The following is a 22,218-nucleotide window of genomic DNA, read 5'->3' as shown; positions in this document are numbered from 1 at the left end:
GGGTCATCCCTCGTGTGTGTCCTTAAAACGGGAGAGTCGACAAGGGACTAATTCGCTTCTTGATTCCCGATTGATTATTTCACTTGCAGCCAGACGCGCAATCAGCGGCGCCAGCGTAATTGCAGAATGCATCACTGTCAGATAAAGTCCCTTTATGTGATCATGGAAGCCCACGATCGGATAGCCGTCTTCAGGCATTGGTCTCATCCCGACCTGGATGCTTTCCAGTTCCAATTGATTCCCGCCCTTCAGACTGCGACGCAACGTCTCGAACGCTCGCTTGCCGACCGCCTCTGGCCCATTTTCTTCCGACTCGTCGATATAATCTTCCGCAGCCAGCAGCGTTTGATCCGTCAGTTGACGCGCTTCAAATTGCGCATTTGAGATTAATGTGCGTATCAGCTTATTCGCAGTTTTCATCCGAATCAGAATGGAAGGCGACGGCGTTACCGGCACGGGACAACCTAACGGGTTGCAAAGTTCGGGTATGCCTGTACCTGCGGCCAATACCACGACATCCGACTCCAGAAAACCCTTGGACGTGTGGACGCCGACCAGGCAGGAATCTTCTTGCTGCAGCTGTGTAACGTTGGTACCGAACTGAACCTTTGCTCCGTACTCCTGCGCTTTGCTCAACAACAGATCCGTTAACCCTATCGGGTCCACCGCACCTTCTTCGCTGACAAACATCGCTTCATCCGGATATTCCTTCAGATTCGGTTCCAATGCCTCAAGCTGCTCCCGGTTTAATTTTTGAAAACGGAGTTGCTCCCTTAGGGGCGGATTGTCCCAAGTCAGCGCCCCGTGCCAATGAATTTGCAGTTCGGACAAATTTTGCTGAAGCGCATGATATTCTTCACAAGCCGCATCGTACAAATGCCAGTATTCGGGAGCCACCCTATGCGTCGTATGTATCCAGGCAAACGATTTTTCCGTGACTTCACGCGCCGCGGCGGGGTGTCGTTCAATAACGGTTACATCTTGATTTCGTTTGGCCAGATGATAGGCCACGGACGCCCCGACAATTCCTGCGCCAATAATCACGATTTTTTGTTTACTCAATAATGTCTCCCCCTTTGTCACCTTATTGTAGCATAGGCATCATAATAATCCGACGTCATAACATATGAGGACAGCTGGAGCGATTGGATTTCGTAACCGGACAATCCGATTGCTACGGGGGACGACAACAAAGAAAACAGCCCGCGAAGCCATAGCCTCACGAGCCATTTTGGGTCTCTTGTTTCTTGTTTGTAAAGGATATAATCACACCCGATTTTTATACACCCTCATTGCAAAGAAATAGGCTACGAACAAAATCCCGACGCACCACGCAAGAGCGACCCATATATCATTGCCCACCGGTTGACCTGACAGTAACGCACGGATGGCTTCCACGATCGAGGTTACCGGCTGGTTTTCGGCAAAGGCTCTAACGACCGACGGCATCGACTCGGTCGGCACAAAAGCCGAGCTGATAAACGGCAGGAAGATAATCGGGTAGGAAAAGGCGCTTGCGCCATCCACCGTTTTTGCGGTCAGTCCGGCAATTGCTGCGACCCAAGTTAATGCTAGCGTAAACAGCGCGAGTATGCCGGCTACTGCAAGCCATGACAATATCCCCGCCGGCGAACGAAAGCCCATAATCAACGATACGAGAATGATGACGAGAACCGATATGGCGTTGGATACCAGCGAGGTCAGCACATGCCCCCACAGTAAGGTGGAACGTGAAATCGGCATGGTGTGAAACCGCTCGAATATGCCCCGTTGCACATCCGTAAACAAGCGGAAAGCCGTGTAGGATACACCGCTAGCAATAGCAATCAGTAGTATACCGGGCAACAGGTAATTCACATAGTTATCCGTTCCGGTTTGAATGGCACCGCCGAACACATAGACGAACAGCAACATCATCGCGATCGGCATGATGGTGACAGTGACGATGGTGTCCATGCTGCGGACAATATGGCGCATGGAACGTCCAAGCATAACGCCCATATCGCTGAAAAAGTGACTTTTTGCCGTCTCCATTTACGCGCCCTCCTTTTTGCCGACGATTGCGAGGAATATCTCCTCTAATGTCGGCTGTTTTTCAACATACTCCACCTTTTTGGATGGGAACAGCATTTTTAGCTCCGATAGCGTGCCGCTGGCGATAATCCTACCCTCATGCAGAATGGCAATTCGGTCGGCAAGCTGCTCGGCCTCCTCCAAATACTGCGTGGTTAGAAGTACTGTAGTGCCGCCGTCGGCAAGCTCCTTGACAATCTTCCAAACCTCGATTCGCGACTCGGGGTCAAGCCCGGTAGTCGGCTCGTCAAGGAAAATGATCTGCGGTTTTCCCACAAGGCTCAAGGCGATGTCGAGCCTGCGGCGCATACCGCCCGAATAAGTAGACACCCTGCGGTCGGCGGCGTCTGTGAGGCGGAAGCGTATAAGCAAGTCGTCCGCAACCTGACGCGGATTTTTGAGGTATCGCAGCTTGGCGATCATGATGAGATTTTCCCGTCCGGTCAAAATTTCGTCCACGGCGGCAAATTGCCCGGTCAGACTGATCGCCTGCCGCACATTCTCGGGTTTTGACGCAACATCGAATCCGTTTACGGTGACGGTTCCGCTATCTTGTTTGAGCAGCGTGGTGAGGATTTTGACAACCGTTGTCTTGCCCGCCCCGTTGGAGCCGAGCAGGGCGAAAATACTGCCCTTTTCCACCTCGAAATCTACGCCCTTTAGGACTTGCAGCTGCTTGTAGGACTTTTGCAGTCCAATGACTTGAATCGAATTTTTCTGCATAACTTCCCCTCCTTATCGAACAGTAACCTTGGACAAATCGGCCCCTATGCCTTTAAGCGCAGCATAGGTCAGCTTATCCATGACTGCGCCGTCAAAGCAGATGGTTTTGATGGAACGGTAATACTTATTGGTCAACGAAAAATACGCCTGAAAAGACACATTCTTGAGTGTAGCGCCCCTAAACGAAACTTCGTTTAATGCCGACTTGTCAAACTTAACGCCGATAAAAGTTTGCCCGTCAAAACACAGCCCTCCCAGATCGGAAGATTTGAACTCCACGCCGTCAAAGATACAGTTTTCAAAGATTGTTTTTCTGAGGTCGGTCATGGAGAGCGTGACGTCGGTCAGTTTTACACCTGTGAATTTTGCTCCGTCCAGTCCCGACTTGCTGAAGTTAGTGCGTACAAGGATTGATTTATTGAAGCTCGCATGCGAAAGGTCAAGGACGGATAGGTTGCAGTCGGTTAGGTTTGCGCCGTCAAAATTGGCATCACGCACGTCGCTGCTCGCAAACGAGCTGCCGGTCAAGTCCGCGTTCGTGAAGTCGGAACCTCGCAACGCGCTCCCCGTAAATTTTCCTTTATGCGCGATAACGCCCACAAAGTCGCTCTTAGGCAGGTTACTCGCGCTAAAGTTCGTCACCACCTGCCGCTCCAGCGAGCGGGAGAGGTTAGCGACCTCCTGTACCGTCTGCTCAATGTCGCCGATGCTGTCAATGGTCATCTCAAAAGCGGTTTCGTCGTCCTTGCCCTCGGCTTTGAGTTCGCGGAACCGCTCCTGCAAATCGGAAAGCAGGTCGGCCTTTAATTCGATGACGCTTTTTACCCCATCGTATGGTGCGAAAACACCGTTCAAATAGTTGGTCAGTTTCTCATTCATAACCTCAACACTCCTTATAATAAGTTTTCAAGCACGCGCTTTGCGTACTCCCAGTTGCTTTTGTTGCGGTCGTAAGTCGACTTACCCTTTTCGGTAATCCTAAAATATTTACGACGTCCGCCTTGAGATTCATCGCCCCAATACCACTCGATATCACCGTCCACCTCAAGCCGGCGGACGCTGGAGTACATCGTGGCTTCCTTTAATTCATACTCACCATCCGAGCGCTCGGCAATCAGTTTGACAATTTCGTACCCGTAGCGGTCAGCTTCGGATAAGAGCCGTAAAATCATCGTATCGGTATGTCCGCGCAGCAGGTCGGATGTAATTTTGTTCTCGCTCATATAATCACCCCGCATTTGTATAATACGATATAGTACTGTGATAGTCAAGGTACTATTTTAAATTTAATACTTTGTTTGAAAAACATGATATGGCTTGATCCAGCCACAGGTGAATACCCAGCCTTGGCTCCAACCGTATTGTTTTGTTAGCCCCGTCGCCCACGGGCTTCTTGCTCCCCGATTGCTTCCAAGCGTAGGCAAGGGAGGTCGTTGCACATGTATGCTGGCATATCCTCTGAGGCATTCCCGCCGCGTTGGTTGGAATCCCCACTTTTTTGTTTCGGAACTATCCGAGTAAAGGGGTTCGTGGAGGAGTAAGAAGCTGGAGCGATTGGATCACGTATAGCGAGAATCCGATTGCGACGGGGGAAGAGTAAAAAGCAAGAGTCGCGTCAGACGCGGAGTTGAGGGCTGTGACGGCCGCCGATGGCGGTTGTGGCGGTATATGGATTAAACTCTAATCACTGGAGGCATCATTAGATACCCGGCTATCCATTATCGAAACCGGTATCGGTAGCCTATATGAAGAAGATATTTGGAAAAAGCTAAATGAGGAAAGCAATAGCATCGGAAATTTATCTATTGAAATGGCGTCATTAGATCGGGAAGTAAGTGGATACGGTTTATGCTAAAATGTTGAAAAACCTTACGGAGGTATCTATGGCCGATCCGAATCCACGCAAAGGCAACCTGCTCCAAATCTCGAAAGCGATGGAACAGGAGATTGAGCAAGCTTCAACCATTCTTGAAGAGGCCGCGATATGGCTAAAGAAGATCGACCAAGAAATGTGGAGCGAGAACCAGTACTCGGTTGCCGGACTCTTAAAGCGTTATGGCATCGGTAACGTCTATATCGGTCGCTTGGAAGATCAAGCAGCGGCTACCATGATTCTTCAAGAAGAAGACCCTATGTGGTCCGACATAGCCGCTAATGAATCTTTGTTCTTACACAAACTGGCTGTTAAGAGGCAATACGCAAAAAACGGATGTTCTCAAGAAATGATTGAGTGTGCTAAGCGGTTGGCGATAACACTCGGCAAGAGCTATGTACGACTGGATTGTGCTGCCGATCGTCCTAAATTATGCGATTTTTATGAGCGCAACGGATTCGTAAGAGTAAGGGAGCAATTGCTTTATGGCAAGTATCCCACTGCATTTTACGAATGCAAAGTTCGCTGACCGCTCCCATGCGCATCCCTTCCGTACAAAAGAAATCGCCCCCATCTCGGCAAGCCTGATCGCTTGATCAGGCTTACTCGTACCTTCCGGGCAGCACTGAGGAAATACCGGCGGCGACAAGCAGGGTGTTCTGCACTTACACCCAGTAAGACCGCTATATTGAAGCCTTACACGTGAATAGAATAAAACCATAGCTACTTTACATATATTGTTGTATATTAAGTTTAATAAAAGAAAAATCCTTAAAGGAAGTGAGCCGCTTTGATTACTCATTTTGCCGACCTGCAGCTGCAGACGGTATCGATTCCGAGCGTGAAGCGGTTTTACCATGAGCGGCTGCAGTTTCCAATCGTGCACGAGTCGCATGACCGAATTCGTTTTCAGCCTACCCCGCATGTTACATTGACGTTTAGGGAAGTGTACGAACCCGTCGCACCCGCTCATTTTGCGTTCGAGGTTCCCTACTCCAAATTCGATCTTGCCATTGAGATGCTTCGGCATAACGGCATTCTACTTCAAGCCTGGAGCGACGGCCGGGAAATCGACTCCTTCGAAACGGGAAAAAACGTCTACTTTCGCGATTGCGACGGTAACCTGCTGGAACTGATCGCGCATCCCTATATCCAAGAAAACATACTCGAGCCCAGCGGGCCCTATCATCTCCTATACCTTCGCGAAATCGGCTTTCCCGTCGAAAGCGTCCCGTTGTTCCGGGATTGGCTGCAGCAGCTATTCGGCATGAAAATGGATAAAGTATCCGAAACCTTTACGTTTGCGATCGGAGGAACCGCGCATGCCGTCGTCGTCTCGAAGCAAAGAAAATGGATTCCGATAGCGATGCTCGCCCTGCCGCCAAAAATGGAAGTAACCTTGGGCGTATCCTCCCCCCGTCCGATAGAGAAGGTCAAATCGTTATTGCAGAAAGACAGCAGCTGCAGCTTCAGCGAAACCGATACGGGTCTTTGCATCGTAAAAGACGGTTATATCCTGCGATTGACCCTTTCCACGTTTGATCCCGAGCTGCTTCCCCGCTTGAACCTTCCCTTCTCGATCTAATCCCAGCCCGGACACTCGCAAAAAAAATCCGCCTAGCGGCATACGCCGAAGGCGGACTTTACGTTTCTTTCTCGTGCTTCCTTGTGCTTAACCTTCCGCAAGCTTGACGATATCCTTCGGTTCTACGATGGATCGGTCATAGCCTTGGGTTGCCGTATGAATCATCGCGAGCCCCAACTCTTTGAGCGAAACGGTATATCGGGGCAGAAGCCGGCGCAAAACCGGGTACAGCCACGATAACGCGGTGTAATACTTATGTGTATGCTTTAGCCCTTTTGTCGGATGAATGTAGCCCGGTCTGAACATATGCGCTTTCTTAAAGGGCAGCTGCATGAGATGGTTTTCCGTCCTGCCCTTGACTCTCGCCCACATGCTCTTTCCCTGCTCCGTGCTGTCCGTCCCGATTCCGGATACGTAACAGAAGACCATGTTCGGGTTCCGGTCCGATAGCAGCTTCGCCATGTGCAAGGTGAGATCATACGTAAGCCGCGAGTACTCCTCCTCCTTCAAGCCGACCGACGAAACGCCCAGACAAAAAAAGCAAGCGTCATAAGGCTGCAACTGGTCCGCAATGCTCGTCAGATCAAGGAAATCGGCATGCAAAATTTCAGTTAGCTTGGGATGCTTTACGCCGCATGGTCTCCGGTTCACGACCAACACCTGTTCGACCTCCGGATGCAAAAGACACTCGTGCAGTACGCCCTCTCCCACCATACCGGTTACACCTGTAATCAAAACCCGGATTCCGCGTTTTAGCGGATTCACTTGCTTTTGCATGCGCGATCCCTGCTTTCTTAGGCTGATCATGCTTTGACAGCATCCCAGCTCATTTCGATCATTTTGTTGATGGTGTCCGGATGGAAGGAAAGCTTCCCTTTAAAGTGCTCCTTCGCCAGCTGGGCAACCGGAAAATAGCCATACATCAACAGCAGAGCGGTGTCCGCTTGTTTCAGCACGTTTTCTTTTTTGCCCCGCTCGATGAGATCGAAAACCGGCTTGAACAACTCGGCGCCCTCTTCCAAACGTAATTTCTCGATCAGCGGCGAGTTGGTGAACTGCTCCAGAAACAAAAAATAATCCTTGTTGTCTACAATAAACGCAACCAAGTTTCGCATGAGCAATTCGAATCCGGCTTGTACCGGGGTCGTTTCGTCAACGTCCTGAAGCATTTGCAGGCTCATTTTCCTTTTGACGTTCACGTACAGCTTGCCCAGCATATCTTCCTTGTTCTCAAAATATACGTAGATCGTCGAAGAGGATACGTTCGCTCTTTTGGCTATTTTGGACATCGAGATGTCGGAAAAGCCGATTTCGTTCAGAAGCTCGATCGTGGCTTGATGGATGGCTTCGCTTTTATTCGTGTCTTTGTGTCTCATGGCCCTATAATAAACGATCGTTCGATTAAATGTCAAAATGATGACGGCTTGCAATAATACCGTATGCCGACTACCGGACGATTTAGTGTGGCTCGATCATAAGCCGTACCTCCTCCTCCACCGTACGGGGAGAGTGTCCGATAAGCCTCTCAAGGTCGGGAGAAACGCTCTTCATGTCGGAGCAAGGCAGCAGCTTGAATATTTCGTTTACCGCTGCCGGATCCGAACGGTGAATGACGCGGCGACCCGACGCGGCGCTAAGCGCGCGAGCGAGCTCATCCAAGTTCCAGGTACGAGGCGACGTCAATTCGTAGACGCGGTTCCCGTGTCCTTCTTCCGTGAGCACAGCAGCGGCTGCCTCGCCCAAATCCTCTCGGGATGCCGTATTGAACGCCCACTCTCCGGGCGGGCTAAGCAAAACGCCGCTGGCGAGCGCCTCCCGGACACGGAGGAAGTGAATAACATCCATGTAATAAGCGTTTCGCAAAATCGTATACGGGATGCCCGATTCGCGAATAGCCAGCTCTGTTTTCAGATGGAGGCGATGCAGCGGCAGTCTGCCCTTCTCTGCAAAAGCGATGCTTGTATACGCGATGTGCGCTACCCCTGCTCGCCGCGCGGCATCGATAGCTGCAGTATGCTGTCGGAAGCGGACGGTGTCATCGGGATGCGAGGAAGAGATCAGCAGCAACTTTTGTGCGCCGGCGAACGATTTCTCAAGCGATCCGGGGTCGTCATAGTCGCCATACCTTACCGCAACTCCTTGTTCGGCCAAACGCCGGGCCGCTTCGGGCCTCCGGACGCTGACTGCAATGTTATGCGGCGGTGTTCGATACAAGAGCTGCCGTACTACGAGTCTGCCCAGCTTCCCTGTAGCTCCGGTTATTGCTATTTTCATTTGGTTACACCCTCTCGTATTTTTGATTTTAGTTAAATATTTAACTTTTTGTCGAAAAAGAGAGAAAGGGAAGGGCGAGTAGGACGCGGTAGAACTCGGAAGGAAGCGGAAGTGAACGATTCAATTCGTTCCTTCCGTCATCTTCTTAAACAACGCCAACAGCTGCCTCATTTCCGCGTCGTCAAGCACCTTCATCTTCTCGGCTATCACGTCGCGGTTACCGGGAAGCACATCCCAGAGCAGGCTTTCCCCTTCCGGCGTCAGTACGATCCTCCGTTTGCGACCGTCTTCCGGATGGCTAGAAACTCGAATATATCCCTGCTCCTCGAGCGGAACGAGCAGTACGCTGATGTTGGCTCGCGTCACACCGATCCGGCTTGCCAGCGCAGACGGCAGAATCGAGCCGCCTTCCTTCGCGATCTCGACAAGCAGCCGGATCCGCGCCCCGTTCAAGCCTTTGGAAAACCAATATTTTTCGGAGTAGCCGATCATCCGGGCCGTCGTATCCACCATGGCAAAAAAGGTTTGCACTTCAAGCGAATGCTGCGTCACGTACTGCTGAATGGTTGTCATGAGGCTTCGGCTCCAATTAATTAAATGTTTAACTACAAAATATCGCAGAATGTTAAGATTGTCAACTGCGGCACGATGCAGATAGGTTTACTCTAATTCGGCTTTTCGCGCATACCCATCCGTACGGCGTTTTACAGCCTGACGGATCTTCCAAACAAACACTGCATGCGGTATAATTTTCATCAGACGAAGAACGTCCTTTTAGCCGGATGATGGCATAGGGGATGTTCTTTTTTTATTTAGAAAGGAGGGTATTCATGGATTTTGAGAGCGCGCATCAATTGTTTCTCGAACGTCATCTTGCTCTTAGAAGCGGGGAGCGGAAAGGTCGATTGCTTAGGGGACACAACTATGCCGAAAAGCTGCTTCTCCAGCATGTCTGGTGGCCGCTATTCGGTAATTTCGATCATTTGCACCCGGAGTATGAAATCTACGATTGGAACCGCAAATCGCAATTTCTCGACCTTGCTTTTCTTCCACCGTTTGGCCGCTTCGGACTGGAATGTGACGGCTTTCAGAGCCATATCAAAGATATGGATCGTGAAAAGTTCAGCTATGCGCTGAATCGGGAGACGTTCCCTCAAATGTATACGCGTAGCGCGGCCTCCCTTGAACGCCTTCAGCTATTCCGAAAATTGAACGCCGGACAGCCCCGTTCTGAGGCTTAACCCCCAGCCAAAACCTTCGTGATTCGTTATTTCAGCTCGAATCGTGTTCAAACCGGCTCTCCAGCGAATAGGAACGCCTGCAAAGTCGGGACGAATTCTGCCGTCCCCCGCCGGCGGACTCCAACCCCACTTCCCTTCGTACACCTCTTCTTCATTGACCCATAAACGAAGCTGGTCGCTGAAGCCGAACGTTACCAAGGTTTCTTTCTCCTCGGAAATAGAAAACGCGCTAAAAGCTTGTACCGTAGCTCCTTGTTCGGCCGAGTACATTCTGTTTATGTTCAGGGTTCCGTTCTCCTCCACATATGCTTTGGTCCGGCCGGGCAAGACAACGGAATGTCCGTTCTTATGATAAGGCTCAGAAACCATCCATTCCATTACGAAGGTTTCCGAAAGCAGCCGATGAAATTCCCTATTTGTTCGTACGATTGGCGACGGTTGAATTTCTGTCACGGATAGATTGCGTATGTAGCACGGCAAAAAGTTCCAAAAGCCGATTTGTCCCGCGGCTCCTCCATGCTGAAGGTTGGAAACGACGAGCTGCGGCTCCGGATCGTCATCCAAGTAAACCGCTGCGCCGGACGGTTGGACTTCCACAGCCAATGTCCTCCAGACTCCGGTCGTATTCGGCAAAGGCTTCTGGTAGGACGGGCCGTTATAGACCTGCCAAGTCATCGAGCCGTTCATGACCGGGTCATATTGAATTTCTTCGGGAGCAAGGTACGCCAGCTCAAAGTTCGAGGAATCCCGGGCTCCGAAGACAAGTCCTATAAACCCTGCATGCCCGGGAATGGCGACCTCGGCCTGAAGACGGAAACAATCGAAAGATACGTCATGACGAAGAAATACGGCAGAAGAAGCCTTTTCCAAATAAAGCGCCTCTCGGTCACGCCATATTTGCGGGGTAGCGCCTGATTCGCCTAAATCAAAGTGCACCAGGTCATCCCACAAACTCCAAGCCAATCGGTTCGGACCAAAAGTGCGATTGCAGGTTTCGTTCTTCGTCATCTTCTTCCCTCCGGACAATGCGTTTCGATACCATCAATCATACAGAACACGCGTTCTTATGTCAATAAGTTCCATATTATCTTCCTTTTTCTTACACGCTAGCCCCACCGTCGCATGATGTGCACGAATGTATAAACAGCAACCGTCTGCCCGCGGGATCTGATCGCAGTACCGGGCTGCTAATCTCGAAAAGGCTTTATTTTTCGCCGCTTGCAACCTGCTGTTCCACCTTCCGACATGCGAAAATCTCCGACTTCCGACGGATCGGCTGCCCTTCGCAGGACGGTTCAAAGAGGGAACATCCGGGTGATAAAATGCGATTATCTACTTTATGGACTGCGAGGAATCGATGATGAATGTGAGAAAAAGAGCGTTTCGCGGATGGGGATTCGGCGTTTTGGCTTTTTTGGCTTTAGCGATCGGCGCATACGCCTTGGTGCTGTACGGAACGCCCGAGGGGCTTCGGCAGCGGATGTTCGTATCCGAAAAGGGCGCTCTTCCGGAACTATGGTACAACGTCTTGTTCGCGCATGCGGTTTCGGCGGGGGTTGCCCTCGCTGTCGGCTGGTTTCAATTTATGAAGAGGCTTCGCCTTCGAATGCCCGGCGTTCACCGTGCGATCGGCTGCGTATATGCCGTCATGATCGCGATCGGAGGCATGACCGGCCTATACCTGGCTTTCTATGCAAACGGAGGCTGGATCGCGCAAGCCGGCTTCGGCTCGCTGTCGGTCTTGTGGCTATACACCCTCTATCGCAGTCTCAAAAGCATCCTCGTCGATCGCGATCCGAGGGAGCACGGCCGCTGGATGGTACGCAATTACGCCCTCTCCTGTGCGGCAATCTCGCTTCGGCTCTATATTCCGCTGGCAGCGGTACTCTTCGGGCTAACCGATACGAACGATACTTTTGCCGTCATCGCCTGGATTGCCTGGATACCGAATTTATTGATTGCGGAACGGCTGATCGGCAGAAGGAATGCCGCCGCCGCAAGATCGTAACCAGGCCGTCGCAATTAGAAAAAGTTGCTACGGGCTTCCGATCCTCCCGAACCACACCCGCTTTTCCTCTTACCTATATGAATCATCATTCTCTCCGTAAACAAAAAGGAGCGGCAAGAACCGGTCCCCGAAACGCAAAATGAAGCCTCCAAAACCGCCCCTATCGGAGCGGGCTGGAGGCTTCATCTTGTCCATTCAACATTACTTCTGTGCCGACCCTCGCCCCTCTCAAAACGAAACGAAAGCTCGTCGTTCAACCCATATGGAGCCCTTCGACCGCACGCTCCGCTTTCGTATTCTCGGCGCCGTCATCCGAAGGCTTCGCGCCGCGTCTAAGCAGCAATCCGAGCACGATCCCGCATAAGGCGACGGCAAACATGACGCTAAACGTATAATCGAATGCCTTCGGCGCCAAAGACAGCATCGCCTTCATCGTATCCGCCTCGTTCCCCCCTTGCGCTGCAGGATTGCTTTCGGCAAGAGTTTTGAGCCGCGATGTCAGGATGGTCACGACCGTCGCCACGGCAAGCGAGCTGATCACCTGCTGCAAAGCATTGGTCAAGGAAGTGACCCGGCTTACCAGCTCTCTCGGCGCCTTCGTGATCAAATGCGAGTTCAGCGGCATCATCATGAGCCCCATCCCGCTGCCCGCCATAATGAGCGGGAGCAGCAGATCTTTGCCCTCCGTCGTCATATCCACGAACGTGTACTGGTAGATCGCCCCGGATACGAGGCTTAAACCGATCACGACCAGCCACCGTACGCCGATCCGGTCGAACAGAAATCCGCCGATCGGCATCATGCAGGCCGATGCAAGCGCCTGCGGGAACAACGTCAACCCCGTGTCGAATGCTCCGAAGCCTCTAGCCTGCTGCAGAAATTGAGGCATTAGGAAAATAGCGCCGAACAGGGAAAACTGGACAATCCACTGCACGAATATCGCGAACGAGAAGTCCGCCGAACGGAAAACGCGAAGCTCGAGAAGAGGGATTTTGGCCCGCAGTTCAACAATAATGAACGCAACCAGAGCGGCTCCTCCGCCAATAAGGCCCGCAAGCGTTTTGCCGGACGTCCAGCTGCTCGCGCCTTCGCTTACGCCGTAAGATAGCGCCGCGAACGCGATCGGCCCGAGAATCATGCCTGGAAGGTCAAAGCCGGCGACCTTGTTCTTTGCGATCTTCGGCAAGCTCCACAGCCCGAATATAAAGCTGAATATGCCGACGGGAATATTGATCAGGAAAATCCACCGCCAGGAATGGTATTCCACCAACCAACCGGATACGATCGGTCCGATCGCAGGCGCGAATAAAATCGGCATGCCGAGCATGCCCATGACCATACCGATCTTGTTGCTCGGACTCAGCCGATAAACGTAGGCCATCGCAACCGGCATGACGAAGCCGCCGCCGAGGCCCTGGATAATGCGAAACACGATGAGCCATTCGGCGCTGTTCGGCGTTGCGCAAAGCGCCGAGCCGATTGTAAACAAAATGACGGAAGTTAGGAATACGTTCTTGGCTCCGAACCGGTCGGACAGCCAGCCGGCCAAAGGAATGACGGCTGCGGTCGCCAGCATGTACCCGGTCACCGTCCACTCTAGCGTAGCAAGCTGCACATGGAATTCTTCCACCAGCTTCGACAAGGCGACGTTCATGGCGGTCGTATCCAGAATCACCATAAAGCAGCCCGATATAAGGGCGATCAGGGGGACCAGCAAGCGGATCATGCGAAATTCCGGCTGGGGATTGCCGGCAACTGCCGTTTGCTCCATCTCTTTCACTCCTCCCACGTTCAACTTCTGCATGGCGCTGCAATTCCTGCTCGCTTTTCCTTAGTTGACAGGCACATGAACCGTCGAATGTGTTATATTTTAGTTGCGGACAATTGTCTGCAATTTAAAATATAACGGACAATTGTCCGCGAAGTCAATTGAACATTTGGATTTTTTTTCCGAAAGGAGAATTGGCATGGAACCCTTTAAAGAAACCGAAAAGAAAGAAAAACGCGATGTGGAATTTCGCCGCCGCATTCTTTCGGCTGCCAGTTGTTTGCTCGAGCGCAACGGCATCGATTCGGTCAATATGTACCAGATTGCTCAGGAAGCCGGCATCGGGCAAGGAACGTTATACCGGCGTTACGGCCATCCCGGCGAGATTTATTCCGATATTCTGCGGACAAGCGTGGAACAATTTCTCGATGAACTGGAGGCGCAGCAGAGTTGCGCAGCTCCTTCCTCTTCCCCCCTCGACCGGCTCAGCGACGTCATCATCCGACTCGTCGATTATATCGACCGCAATGCGGAGCTGCTCACCACAATCAACTGCATGTATGCAGGCAAAAAAAACTTCCTGCCGCATAAGCGCCCCATTACGTTGAGGCTGCAGGGCCTTGTCGGCGCCTATCTCGAACGGGCCGCGGAACAGGGGGAAACCCGCGATTGTGATGTCACGCTTACGACCGGCTTTTTGTTGGCAGCGCTTTCTCCCGAGCAATACCTGTACCACCGCGATACGCTCGGTTACACCCGAGAGCGATATCAAACGGGCGTTTGCCGCTTGTTTATAGAAGGGATCCGCGCACGCGGAGAGCAGTACGGGGAGGATGGCGGGTAACAGGCGCTTTTTCCTGTCATGTTTGCCGATTGACGTTTGACGGTTCACCTTATGCGGTTCTACAGCCGGCCTGCAGCGCTATCATGCGTGCAGGCCGGCTGTTTTGATGTGCATACGTTGCAATCGAAGATTACGGATACGAATATCGAATAGGAATATATTCCTAGGCCTAAAGGAGGGTAAAAGGAATGCAAGGTGATAGGAATTCGTCGTCATTTCGTTCACAATAAAAAGTGTTATCACGACCGCCTTGTTCTCGAAAACGGATCGGCACATACTCTTAAATCGGTAATATTGATGGCATTTACCGTCGCGGCGATACTCGGCAATGGGAAGTGCCGTCATGCTTTCATAAACGGTACGGGGGAGACGGTTCATATGAAAATATCCGTTTTGCTGAAATGGACGGGAGTTGCGTTTGTCGTATTGTCAGTGCTGCTTGTAGGAGGCGTTTTGCTGCTGCAATCGAACTTCAGAGACGTGCACGAAGCGAAAACGAGACAAGCGGAATTTAAGCAGCTCGGCTTCGACTTGGTAAACAGCTCCAAATTGCTGACAGACGAGGCCCGGGCATACGTTCAATTCGGCGACAAAGTCCACTACGACAACTACTGGCGCGAAGTCAACGAGACGAAAACCAGGGACCGCGTCGTCTCCCGCCTGACGGAACTCGGTGCTCCGAAGCAGGAGCTCGACCTGATCGAGCGGGCGAAGCAAAATTCGGACACGCTCGTATCGACGGAAGAAGCGGCGATGAAAGCGGTGGAAGGCAAAAAGTTCGAAGCCGCGCGCGAGCTGATGTTCGGCAAGGAATACAATGAGGCGGTCAAGCGGATTATGTCCCCGATCGATCAGTTCCAGACGATGATGAACAGCCGTGCGGAGGGCGATACCGCTGCCGCCGAGAAAAGATTCGATACGGTTCTGTACGCGGTCATTGTCATCGTCATTGTCGTTTCCGTCTCCATGATCCTGTTCGTCGCGCTGCTGTTCCGCAAAATCAAGCCGCTCCGCCTTGTCGTAGACAAGCTCGGCCAGCTTGCGGAGAACGAAGGCGATTTGACGGCGAGGCTGCCGGTGACGAGCAAAGACGAAATCGGCGAATTGTCCGGTTCGTTCAACCGGATGCTCGGCAATTACCAGCAATTCGTCCGGGATATTATGAGTTCTGCGCAAAGCGTATCCGCTGCCGCAATGCAGATCTCCGCGACAACCGAGGAAATGGCCAGCGGTACGCAAAACCAATCGCATGCGACGATTACGATCAACGAGCTGTTCCGCGAGCTGACCGCAGGAATGGACACGGTGGCGCGCAATGCCGAGCAAGCGGCAGTCTTGTCGGAGCAAGCAACGAAGATCGCGCAGGATGGCGGCTCCGTCATATTCGCTTCGATTGAAGGTATGACGGCGCTGAATGCACAAATGACGCTGCTCGCGCACAATTCCGAGCAAATCGGCGATATCATCGAGGTAATTGACGAAATTGCCGCTCAAACCAATCTCCTTGCGCTGAACGCCGCGATCGAAGCGGCGCGGGCCGGCGAACAAGGACGCGGCTTTGCCGTAGTAGCCGACGAAGTGCGCAAGCTTGCCGAGCGGAGCGCCGCTGCGACGAAGCAGATTACCGGAATTATCGAAGGCATGCAGAATAATACGAAGCTTAGCGTCGCTGCGGTAGAAAACGGTGTCGTCTCTTCGCAGCAGAGCGGCAAGGCTTTCGATCAGATTTTGTCCATCGTGAAGGACACGTCCTATAAAATAACGGAAATCGCTGCGGCTACGGAAGAGCAGACGGCACAGTCGTCGGATGTGCTCGGTTCCGTCGAAGCCATCGCCGCAACCAGCCAGCAAACGGCGGCGGCAACCCAGGAAACGGCGGCGTCCGCGCAGTCCCTCGCACATATGGCGGAGAAGCTTCAAACGTATGTCGGAGCGTTCCGGGTGTAGCCCCATCCATCATAACTTGGCGTTGGAACAAGGCCGTCTAACGTTCGAATATACCGTGAAAGTCGTCTAACCGGAGTACGGAAAGACGGCTTTTTGCTGTTCCTTATAACTCTCCATGATCTCTCTGTAGTAAAACTGTCGCGTTTTTACAATACGAGGCGTTCAATGGTTCCTATAATAATAGTTGTCTGCATTCAGCTGCAATGCTGTCAGCAGCCAATACATGTAGAGGTGATCATAATGGGCAGATTCGGAATGAATGTTAAATTTACGGCTAAATCCGGTCAGCGGGACACTCTGGCGGACATCCTGTTAGACGGAATAGCTTCCATGCAGTCCATGAAGGATTGCGAGTTATACTTGGTCAGTATTTCCGATACCGAGCCTGATACCCTATGGGTAACGGAGGTATGGAGCAATTCGGAAGCGCATGAGACCTCCCTCGCTCACGAAGAAACAAAAGCATCGATTCAACGCGCAATGCCGCTAATAGCAGGAGTCGAAGCTGCCAAGTTTAGGCCTGTTGGCGGTAAAGGACTGTAACCGGACGTCTTTGAGCCTCATGTCCGGTCGCTTGGGTTCCTACATCTTGAGTCCAGTCGCGGGATTCCAGCTTTCCCGTAACCATCTCCAAGTAGCGCTTGATGCGTTCAACCGGAGAAAGCGAATGATCCTTCAGCGACTCCTCCATCCATTCATCACATGACGGGTTTTTAACGGAATACAAGGATAAAATCACTAAAACACTAGCATTTGCACTAATGTTGTACGATAAGGGGGTAAGCTGATTCACTAATGAAAAAATGGTTACGGAACGTAATTACCTAGGGCGCGGAGGTTGGAAACTTGACAACAAATCGGATCGGCTTAGCAATTCCTATTTTTCCTTGCAGGTCCATAGACGAACAGTTGGATTTCTACCAAGCATTAGGCTTTGAAGTGACTTACAGGCAAGCCAAACCAAACTTATACGCTTGCGTCCGTCACCGTATTGTGGAATTGCATTTTTTTGTACTCAAATCATTGGATCCTTCCAACTCTTACAGCATGTGCTATGTAAACGTTCCTGATGTGGATGCCGTGTACAAAGAATTTTGCGAAAATGCAAAAAAGGCTTATCAAAAGGTTCCCTCCAAAGGGTTTCCGAGAATAACCAAACTGAATAATCTTACAGAAGACCGAAGATTCAATCTCATCGATCCTGCCGGAAATCGCTTGTTGATTGGTCAGAAGCACGGCTCTTCCGAGTCAACCCGACACGGCCAATACGCTGTGGCGCACTCGTCAAGGTTTACAAATGCGTTCGATACTGCGTACCGATTGGCGTATGCCAAAGACGAACCCGCAGACGCAGCCAAAGTACTGGATCTTGTTTTTTCGAAGCGCGAAGAAGCATCGGTAACGCTCCGCTACAAGGCTTATGTATTGCGAGCCGATATCGCATGCTCAATGGACGAGATAAATCTTGCGAGAACTTTTATGAAAGAAGCGGATCATTTATTGCTATCCGATCAAGAGCTTGAAGAAGTGACGGAGGCAACCGAAAGATTAGATGAACTTAAAGCGACTTTTGGGCACAGCCAATCTTCCTAACAGGTTCGGGGGAACATCTGCAAAAAGTACGGCTTGCCGCACCGAACCATCCGGCGTACGTCGGTTTTCGCTACTATTTGCAGTTGATCCCGCTCTCGACGTTTCCCTCCCAAAGTCCCTATCGCTACTAGCAGTCCTTTCCCCATACTACAATGTGTAGTATAATTACTTAAAAAAAATTACGAATCCCCGCTCAGCATAAAGAGCAGCAGCAGCGAAATGGATGCAAGCAAGGGTCTAAGCAAGGCCAGCTTTACCTTTACGGTTTTGTCCGGCTCTAGAACCTGCATGATTCGATAATGCATCGCCGCGGCTGCAAAATGAACGGATGCCGCATGTTGCTGCATGTTCCCCAGTTTCGACAGCTTCAAAAGTACGCTGGCCAAAGGCAGCTCCGTCCCCATCTGACGGATCGCAAAGCGGTCGGCGAGCAGTTCTGTCCACGTTCGGTAGTAGCGAAATATCGGCTTCATAATCGGCCAATACCCGAAAGCTTCCGCCAGCAGAGTCGTTAGAAACATTTTCGCATTATCGCGATTGAGGCAATGATGCCATTCGTGCAGCAAAATCGCCTTCACTTCTTCACTGCTGAATGTATCGAGAACTGCGGTCGAGACAACAATTTTCGGTCTCCGCATCCCGATCGCCAGCGCGACGAGCGCCTCGTCCCTCACGACGATGATTTCCGTTTTTAAGCTGCGGTACTTATAGGTAAGACGTTTCGTTAGTTTGTCGTGCTTGGCGGCGCGAAACAGCTTTAGCCATTTCCGCGATAAATACGTTTGCGCAAGGATTCGCCAGATCGCCCTTATAAGCGTGTACCCGATCACTAGGTCGATTACGACGTATGATAAGGTGACGTCCTGCAGCCTGCCGTCTCCCGTTTGATGAGCGACGAACATCCCCATCCGCACGCAAAATACAGCAAGGAAGACGGCCATCAGTGTCATGCACCATTTCAACTTAACTGGAAGGTTCATTCTTTTTTTCCTCTTTTAATTTCGCTTAATTTGCGTTCCAGCTTCGCGATTGTCTCCTGATCGACATCGTCAAGCGCATCGATCATGTGGCTCACGACCAAACTTCCAAATTCCTGTATAAGTCCCTGTGATACCGCCTTCGTCTGTTCCGAGAGAAACTGTTCCTTTGACTGCACGGTGCTGAACTGCGCTGCTTGGTTTCTGCCGACTCCGGTCTGCCTTTTCTTAAGATGACCTTTGTCCAGCAGCCGATTCATCACCGTCATCACCGCGTTAACCGAAATCGGATTTTCCTGATTCAGGACCGACTGCACTTCCTTGATGCTCAAACCGTCGGAAGTCCAGAGAATGTCCATAATCTTGGCTTCGAGCGGCCCAAAAAAGCGATTCAGCCCCTCTTCGCTCACATTCAGTCTTTTAATCTTCAAACCGTCACATCCTCACACGCTGATACTACATAGTGTAGTATATGGGCTTTGAAAATGTCAATCTTAGGCTTCGTGGTTATAATGCGGCTGGGTCAGGGGCTTCTACACTGCAAATCAATGTAAAGTAAACTTTACTTTATGAATGATTTTTATTACATTATGTACATAACACTTAACTTGAAGTAAAGAATAACGTACAGGAGGCACAACCATGACCTATCAAGAAAAGAAGAGCATCGTATCGTTGATCAGCGCCATCCTCATTTTCGGATCTTATTGCTTGTACATGTACCCGCGGTACCCCGATGGGGGTCTGGCTTCGACGGAAACCTTTCGCTATTGGGGTTCCTTCGTCCTCATCTTGATTTTGATTTCAATCGTCGCGCATATCTTGATCAGCATTATTTTTAACATCGTCTTTCGAATAACGACCAGAGAAAAGGAACCGACATTTGCGGATGAACTGGATAAGCTCATCGACTTGAAGGCGACCCGAAATTCTTTTTACGCGTTTGTCGTCGGCTTTCTTCTCGCCATGGGATCGCTGGTCATCGAGCAGCCGTTACAGGTGATGTTCATGATCCTGATCGGCTCCGGTTTCCTTTCCGAGGTGACCGGCTCCGTTACGAAACTTTATCACTATCGGAGAGGAGTCTAATATGGGCAACAATCTTGTCGGCAATCACATCCGAAAATTACGATTCAACCACGATGAAATGACCCAGCAGCAACTGGCTGACAAGGTGGGCGTAACCAGACAAACCATCGTGGCCCTAGAGAAGGGAAACTACTCCCCGTCTCTGGAGCTGGCTTTTCGCATTGCACTCGCCTTCGACTTGCCTTTGGAGGAGGTATTCTTTTATGGGGATCAATCGTAATAGAGGATGTTTAAAAAGCCCCCTTTTGATAACGAAGCAGAACTGTGGGATATTCGACATCGAATCTTGCATTCATCCGGTAAAGCATATGCTTCCGAGGCAGCTTTCCTCCGGAAAGCTTGTAGGTACTCACGTAGGTTTTGCCTACGCTCCGTGTCCTCGTTTCTCGGATTCATCCAACCTTCTCGGTTCTGAAAAGCAGCCCTTTTAAACACGCATTATATAGAAGGAGACAACCGAATGAATACCTACAGAAAAACCGCAATCATGGTGGGTGTCCTGTTTATACTTGCGACAGTTACGTCAATCATAGGTCTTCTTTTATACGATCCGATTCTTAATGGTCCCGACTACCTTATGAAAGGTGCCGAGAACGCTAACCAAGTGATACTGGGAGCGCTTATGGAGCTAATTCTGGTTTGTTCCGCTATCGGCACTTCGATTCTGTTGTTTCCGTTATTAAGAAGGCACAATGAAAGTATAGCTCTCGGGTATGTTTGTTTCAGATTTCTAGAGGCCGTTATCATTACTGTCGGCGTAGTCAGCGTATTATCCCTGTTGACCTTAAGTCAGGATTTTGTAAAAGCAGCGGATCCGAACGCAGCCTCTTATCATGCTTCAGGTACATTATTAAAAGCCGTTCATGACTGGACCTTTATGCTTGGGCCTAATTTCATGCTGGGCATAAATACGATGATGTGCAGTTATTTACTCTACAAATCAAAACTCGTTCCCCGATTTATATCGCTTATGGGTCTTACCGGAGCAGCGCTCATTTTTAGTGCAGCCTTGTTGGAAATGTTCGGCATCATCCTTCAACGTTCAGCATGGGGAGCCGTTTTGGCGATTCCGGTAGCCACATATGAAATGGTTCTAGCGGTATGGCTTATCGTGAAAGGATTCCGTTTATCGAAGGAGGAGTACTTATAAAAGCAATTGCAGCGACAAAATACGGGCGGCCCGATGTTCTTCAGCTCAAAGAGGTCGAAAAACCTGCGCCCAAAGACAATGAAATATTGATAAAAGTGCTTGCGACTACCGTAAACGTCGGCGACTGTAGAATGCGGAGCTTTACGGTTCCCCCCATGTTCTGGCTCCCCGGGCGAATCGCTTTAGGGTTCATAAGACCGAGAAATCCGATATTCGGAATGGAACTGGCCGGCGAAGTTGAAGCAGTCGGCAAAGACGTTAAGCGGTTCAAGGCAGGTGACCCGGTTTTTGCATCGACCTTCAAGGCGAAATTCGGTGCCCATGCCGAGTATAAATGTTTGCCCGAGGATGGAGCCGTGGTAACAAAACCGGATAATTTGACCTACGAGGAAGCCGCTACTCTTTCTATTGGAGCAAATACCGCTCTGTATTTCCTCAAAAAAGGCAACATCCGGCCCGGAAACAAGGTTCTCATCCATGGCGCCTCGGGTAGTGTGGGCACTTTTGCGGTACAGCTTGCCAAGCACTTTGGAGCGGAAGTGACCGGGGTATGCAGTAGCCTCAATGTAGATTTGGTAAAGTCACTGGGGGCTGACAGGGTCATTGACTACACGCAAGAGGATTTTACGAAAAACGGCGAGACCTACGATATTATTTTTGACGCGGCAGGCAAGACTACGCTCCCCCAATGTAAAAGGTCGCTGAAGAACAAAGGATATTATTTGCATACGGGCATGGCGGGATCAGAGTTTAAAGGGCTCTGGTATTCGATGACAACAGACAAGAAAGTCATCGGCGGGACAGCAGTCCCACGCAAAGAAGAACTGGTTTTTCTCAAAGAACTTACTGAGTCGGGCCGGTTGAAACCGGTTATCGACCGCAGCTATCCGCTGGAGCAAATGGTCGAGGCGCACCGGTATGTCGATCAAGGCCACAAGAAAGGAAATGTCGTCATCACTTTGAATCATCCTATCAAAATCTAATCTAGTCATAGCATATGCTCCGTTTATCAAGATGGATGCCTCCGGGATCGAAAGCATCCGGGAGGCATGGACGGTTTCATTGGAGAATGT

Annotated in this window: 24 protein-coding genes and 1 pseudogene; 12 read left to right on the top strand and 13 right to left on the bottom strand. The window is 50.9% G+C overall.

What is annotated here, in order from left to right; all coding sequences use genetic code 11:
* Positions 1 to 3 precede the first annotated feature (3 nt).
* The 5 genes from ACKGJP_RS05380 to ACKGJP_RS05360 form a co-directional block, all read right to left on the bottom strand.
* The gene (locus ACKGJP_RS05380) at positions 4 to 1,062 is read right to left on the bottom strand and encodes an NAD(P)/FAD-dependent oxidoreductase (RefSeq protein ID WP_409344652.1); all 1,059 of its coding nucleotides are present in this window, start codon (positions 1,060 to 1,062) and stop codon (positions 4 to 6) included.
* A 204-nt stretch (positions 1,063 to 1,266) separates the two neighbouring features.
* The gene (locus ACKGJP_RS05375; protein ID WP_409344651.1) at positions 1,267 to 2,034 is read right to left on the bottom strand and encodes an ABC transporter permease; all 768 of its coding nucleotides are present in this window, start codon (positions 2,032 to 2,034) and stop codon (positions 1,267 to 1,269) included.
* On the bottom strand, positions 2,035 to 2,796 hold the full coding sequence (locus tag ACKGJP_RS05370) for an ABC transporter ATP-binding protein (protein WP_409344650.1): 762 nt from the start codon (positions 2,794 to 2,796) through the stop codon (positions 2,035 to 2,037). It lies immediately after the preceding gene.
* 12 nt (positions 2,797 to 2,808) lie between these two features.
* Positions 2,809 to 3,675, bottom strand: coding sequence for a pentapeptide repeat-containing protein (locus ACKGJP_RS05365; RefSeq protein WP_409344649.1), 867 nt, complete (start codon positions 3,673 to 3,675; stop codon positions 2,809 to 2,811).
* Positions 3,676 to 3,689: 14 nt separating this feature from the next.
* A complete protein-coding gene (locus ACKGJP_RS05360) occupies positions 3,690 to 4,019 on the bottom strand; it encodes a PadR family transcriptional regulator (RefSeq protein ID WP_409344648.1) in 330 nt (109 codons plus the stop codon).
* 660 nt (positions 4,020 to 4,679) lie between these two features.
* Between ACKGJP_RS05360 and ACKGJP_RS05355 the strand changes: the two genes are divergently transcribed.
* Positions 4,680 to 5,198 (top strand): GNAT family N-acetyltransferase, encoded by a 519-nt coding sequence (locus ACKGJP_RS05355; protein WP_409344647.1) that lies wholly within the window; start codon positions 4,680 to 4,682, stop codon positions 5,196 to 5,198.
* A 261-nt stretch (positions 5,199 to 5,459) separates the two neighbouring features.
* Entirely contained in the window at positions 5,460 to 6,254 is a 795-nt protein-coding gene (locus ACKGJP_RS05350; protein WP_409344646.1) for a VOC family protein, read from the top strand.
* Positions 6,255 to 6,341: 87 nt separating this feature from the next.
* Here the strand turns inward: ACKGJP_RS05350 and ACKGJP_RS05345 are convergent, their stop codons facing one another.
* The 4 genes from ACKGJP_RS05345 to ACKGJP_RS05330 all read right to left on the bottom strand — a co-directional run bounded on the left by ACKGJP_RS05345 (position 6,342) and on the right by ACKGJP_RS05330 (position 9,101).
* The gene (locus tag ACKGJP_RS05345) at positions 6,342 to 7,031 is read right to left on the bottom strand and encodes an NAD-dependent epimerase/dehydratase family protein (protein WP_409344645.1); all 690 of its coding nucleotides are present in this window, start codon (positions 7,029 to 7,031) and stop codon (positions 6,342 to 6,344) included.
* 26 nt (positions 7,032 to 7,057) lie between these two features.
* Positions 7,058 to 7,630 (bottom strand): TetR/AcrR family transcriptional regulator, encoded by a 573-nt coding sequence (locus tag ACKGJP_RS05340; protein WP_409344644.1) that lies wholly within the window; start codon positions 7,628 to 7,630, stop codon positions 7,058 to 7,060.
* A gap of 82 nt (positions 7,631 to 7,712) precedes the next feature.
* Positions 7,713 to 8,528 carry an SDR family oxidoreductase gene (locus tag ACKGJP_RS05335; protein WP_409344643.1) on the bottom strand — a complete coding sequence of 272 codons (816 nt, stop codon included), beginning with the start codon at positions 8,526 to 8,528 and terminating at the stop codon, positions 7,713 to 7,715.
* Positions 8,529 to 8,648: 120 nt separating this feature from the next.
* Positions 8,649 to 9,101 carry a MarR family winged helix-turn-helix transcriptional regulator gene (locus ACKGJP_RS05330; protein WP_409344642.1) on the bottom strand — a complete coding sequence of 151 codons (453 nt, stop codon included), beginning with the start codon at positions 9,099 to 9,101 and terminating at the stop codon, positions 8,649 to 8,651.
* A gap of 257 nt (positions 9,102 to 9,358) precedes the next feature.
* Between ACKGJP_RS05330 and ACKGJP_RS05325 the strand changes: the two are divergent.
* A pseudogene (locus ACKGJP_RS05325) lies at positions 9,359 to 9,679 on the top strand (hypothetical protein); the annotation flags it as partial.
* A gap of 45 nt (positions 9,680 to 9,724) precedes the next feature.
* On the opposite strand, the gene ACKGJP_RS05320 reads toward ACKGJP_RS05325, so the two are convergent.
* A complete protein-coding gene (locus tag ACKGJP_RS05320) occupies positions 9,725 to 10,777 on the bottom strand; it encodes a hypothetical protein (protein ID WP_409344641.1) in 1,053 nt (350 codons plus the stop codon).
* 349 nt (positions 10,778 to 11,126) lie between these two features.
* Here ACKGJP_RS05320 and ACKGJP_RS05315 point away from each other — a divergent pair, with 349 nt between their 5' ends.
* On the top strand, positions 11,127 to 11,777 hold the full coding sequence (locus tag ACKGJP_RS05315) for a DUF2306 domain-containing protein (protein ID WP_409344640.1): 651 nt from the start codon (positions 11,127 to 11,129) through the stop codon (positions 11,775 to 11,777).
* Between the two features lie 253 nt (positions 11,778 to 12,030).
* Here the strand turns inward: ACKGJP_RS05315 and ACKGJP_RS05310 are convergent, their stop codons facing one another.
* Positions 12,031 to 13,581, bottom strand: coding sequence for an MDR family MFS transporter (locus ACKGJP_RS05310; protein WP_409344639.1), 1,551 nt, complete (start codon positions 13,579 to 13,581; stop codon positions 12,031 to 12,033).
* A gap of 163 nt (positions 13,582 to 13,744) precedes the next feature.
* Between ACKGJP_RS05310 and ACKGJP_RS05305 the strand changes: the two genes are divergently transcribed.
* The 4 genes from ACKGJP_RS05305 to ACKGJP_RS05290 all read left to right on the top strand — a co-directional run bounded on the left by ACKGJP_RS05305 (position 13,745) and on the right by ACKGJP_RS05290 (position 17,929).
* Positions 13,745 to 14,389, top strand: a complete 645-nt coding sequence (locus tag ACKGJP_RS05305; protein WP_409344638.1) for a TetR/AcrR family transcriptional regulator — start codon at positions 13,745 to 13,747, stop codon at positions 14,387 to 14,389.
* A 378-nt stretch (positions 14,390 to 14,767) separates the two neighbouring features.
* Entirely contained in the window at positions 14,768 to 16,336 is a 1,569-nt protein-coding gene (locus ACKGJP_RS05300; RefSeq protein ID WP_409344637.1) for a methyl-accepting chemotaxis protein, read from the top strand.
* A gap of 240 nt (positions 16,337 to 16,576) precedes the next feature.
* Positions 16,577 to 16,879: a putative quinol monooxygenase gene (locus ACKGJP_RS05295; RefSeq protein WP_409344636.1), complete on the top strand. Its 303-nt coding sequence runs from the start codon at positions 16,577 to 16,579 to the stop codon at positions 16,877 to 16,879.
* Positions 16,880 to 17,182: 303 nt separating this feature from the next.
* Positions 17,183 to 17,929, top strand: a complete 747-nt coding sequence (locus ACKGJP_RS05290) for a bleomycin resistance protein (protein WP_409344635.1) — start codon at positions 17,183 to 17,185, stop codon at positions 17,927 to 17,929.
* A gap of 179 nt (positions 17,930 to 18,108) precedes the next feature.
* Here the strand turns inward: ACKGJP_RS05290 and ACKGJP_RS05285 are convergent, their stop codons facing one another.
* A complete protein-coding gene (locus tag ACKGJP_RS05285) occupies positions 18,109 to 18,909 on the bottom strand; it encodes a M56 family metallopeptidase (protein WP_409344634.1) in 801 nt (266 codons plus the stop codon).
* Positions 18,906 to 19,337, bottom strand: a complete 432-nt coding sequence (locus ACKGJP_RS05280) for a BlaI/MecI/CopY family transcriptional regulator (protein ID WP_409344633.1) — start codon at positions 19,335 to 19,337, stop codon at positions 18,906 to 18,908. The genes ACKGJP_RS05285 and ACKGJP_RS05280 overlap by 4 nt, the downstream gene beginning before the upstream one ends.
* Before the next feature lie 211 nt (positions 19,338 to 19,548).
* Between ACKGJP_RS05280 and ACKGJP_RS05275 the strand changes: the two genes are divergently transcribed.
* The 4 genes from ACKGJP_RS05275 to ACKGJP_RS05260 all read left to right on the top strand — a co-directional run bounded on the left by ACKGJP_RS05275 (position 19,549) and on the right by ACKGJP_RS05260 (position 22,128).
* Positions 19,549 to 19,995, top strand: coding sequence for a hypothetical protein (locus ACKGJP_RS05275; protein WP_409344632.1), 447 nt, complete (start codon positions 19,549 to 19,551; stop codon positions 19,993 to 19,995).
* 1 nt (position 19,996) lies between these two features.
* A complete protein-coding gene (locus ACKGJP_RS05270) occupies positions 19,997 to 20,215 on the top strand; it encodes a helix-turn-helix transcriptional regulator (RefSeq protein ID WP_409344631.1) in 219 nt (72 codons plus the stop codon).
* Between the two features lie 240 nt (positions 20,216 to 20,455).
* Positions 20,456 to 21,145: a DUF4386 domain-containing protein gene (locus ACKGJP_RS05265; RefSeq protein ID WP_409344630.1), complete on the top strand. Its 690-nt coding sequence runs from the start codon at positions 20,456 to 20,458 to the stop codon at positions 21,143 to 21,145.
* Positions 21,142 to 22,128 (top strand): NAD(P)-dependent alcohol dehydrogenase, encoded by a 987-nt coding sequence (locus tag ACKGJP_RS05260; RefSeq protein WP_409347083.1) that lies wholly within the window; start codon positions 21,142 to 21,144, stop codon positions 22,126 to 22,128. Before ACKGJP_RS05265 ends, ACKGJP_RS05260 begins: the two co-directional genes overlap by 4 nt.
* Positions 22,129 to 22,218: the final 90 nt, after the last annotated feature.

It is taken from the genome of Paenibacillus litoralis (genome assembly GCF_046244365.1).
Taxonomy (GTDB): Bacteria; Bacillota; Bacilli; order Paenibacillales; family NBRC-103111; genus Paenibacillus_V.
Note: the sequence above shows the minus strand (reverse complement) of the source record. Positions and strands in the feature narration are given on the sequence as shown.

Excerpts from the sequence above, each read along its gene's own strand:
- ACKGJP_RS05355 (WP_409344647.1), top strand. The coding sequence starts at position 4,680 with ATGGCCGATCCGAATCCACGCAAAGGCAACCTGCTCCAAATCTCGAAA.
- ACKGJP_RS05300 (WP_409344637.1), top strand. The coding sequence starts at position 14,768 with ATGAAAATATCCGTTTTGCTGAAATGGACGGGAGTTGCGTTTGTCGTA.
- ACKGJP_RS05370 (WP_409344650.1), bottom strand. The coding sequence starts at position 2,796 with ATGCAGAAAAATTCGATTCAAGTCATTGGACTGCAAAAGTCCTACAAG.
- ACKGJP_RS05310 (WP_409344639.1), bottom strand. The coding sequence starts at position 13,581 with ATGCAGAAGTTGAACGTGGGAGGAGTGAAAGAGATGGAGCAAACGGCA.
- ACKGJP_RS05340 (WP_409344644.1), bottom strand. The coding sequence starts at position 7,630 with ATGAGACACAAAGACACGAATAAAAGCGAAGCCATCCATCAAGCCACG.
- ACKGJP_RS05285 (WP_409344634.1), bottom strand. The coding sequence starts at position 18,909 with ATGAACCTTCCAGTTAAGTTGAAATGGTGCATGACACTGATGGCCGTC.
- ACKGJP_RS05365 (WP_409344649.1), bottom strand. The coding sequence starts at position 3,675 with ATGAATGAGAAACTGACCAACTATTTGAACGGTGTTTTCGCACCATAC.
- ACKGJP_RS05345 (WP_409344645.1), bottom strand. The coding sequence starts at position 7,031 with ATGCAAAAGCAAGTGAATCCGCTAAAACGCGGAATCCGGGTTTTGATT.
- ACKGJP_RS05265 (WP_409344630.1), top strand. The coding sequence starts at position 20,456 with ATGAATACCTACAGAAAAACCGCAATCATGGTGGGTGTCCTGTTTATA.
- ACKGJP_RS05315 (WP_409344640.1), top strand. The coding sequence starts at position 11,127 with ATGATGAATGTGAGAAAAAGAGCGTTTCGCGGATGGGGATTCGGCGTT.
- ACKGJP_RS05320 (WP_409344641.1), bottom strand. The coding sequence starts at position 10,777 with ATGACGAAGAACGAAACCTGCAATCGCACTTTTGGTCCGAACCGATTG.
- ACKGJP_RS05330 (WP_409344642.1), bottom strand. The coding sequence starts at position 9,101 with ATGACAACCATTCAGCAGTACGTGACGCAGCATTCGCTTGAAGTGCAA.
- ACKGJP_RS05335 (WP_409344643.1), bottom strand. The coding sequence starts at position 8,528 with ATGAAAATAGCAATAACCGGAGCTACAGGGAAGCTGGGCAGACTCGTA.
- ACKGJP_RS05305 (WP_409344638.1), top strand. The coding sequence starts at position 13,745 with ATGGAACCCTTTAAAGAAACCGAAAAGAAAGAAAAACGCGATGTGGAA.
- ACKGJP_RS05275 (WP_409344632.1), top strand. The coding sequence starts at position 19,549 with ATGACCTATCAAGAAAAGAAGAGCATCGTATCGTTGATCAGCGCCATC.
- ACKGJP_RS05295 (WP_409344636.1), top strand. The coding sequence starts at position 16,577 with ATGGGCAGATTCGGAATGAATGTTAAATTTACGGCTAAATCCGGTCAG.
- ACKGJP_RS05375 (WP_409344651.1), bottom strand. The coding sequence starts at position 2,034 with ATGGAGACGGCAAAAAGTCACTTTTTCAGCGATATGGGCGTTATGCTT.
- ACKGJP_RS05360 (WP_409344648.1), bottom strand. The coding sequence starts at position 4,019 with ATGAGCGAGAACAAAATTACATCCGACCTGCTGCGCGGACATACCGAT.
- ACKGJP_RS05270 (WP_409344631.1), top strand. The coding sequence starts at position 19,997 with ATGGGCAACAATCTTGTCGGCAATCACATCCGAAAATTACGATTCAAC.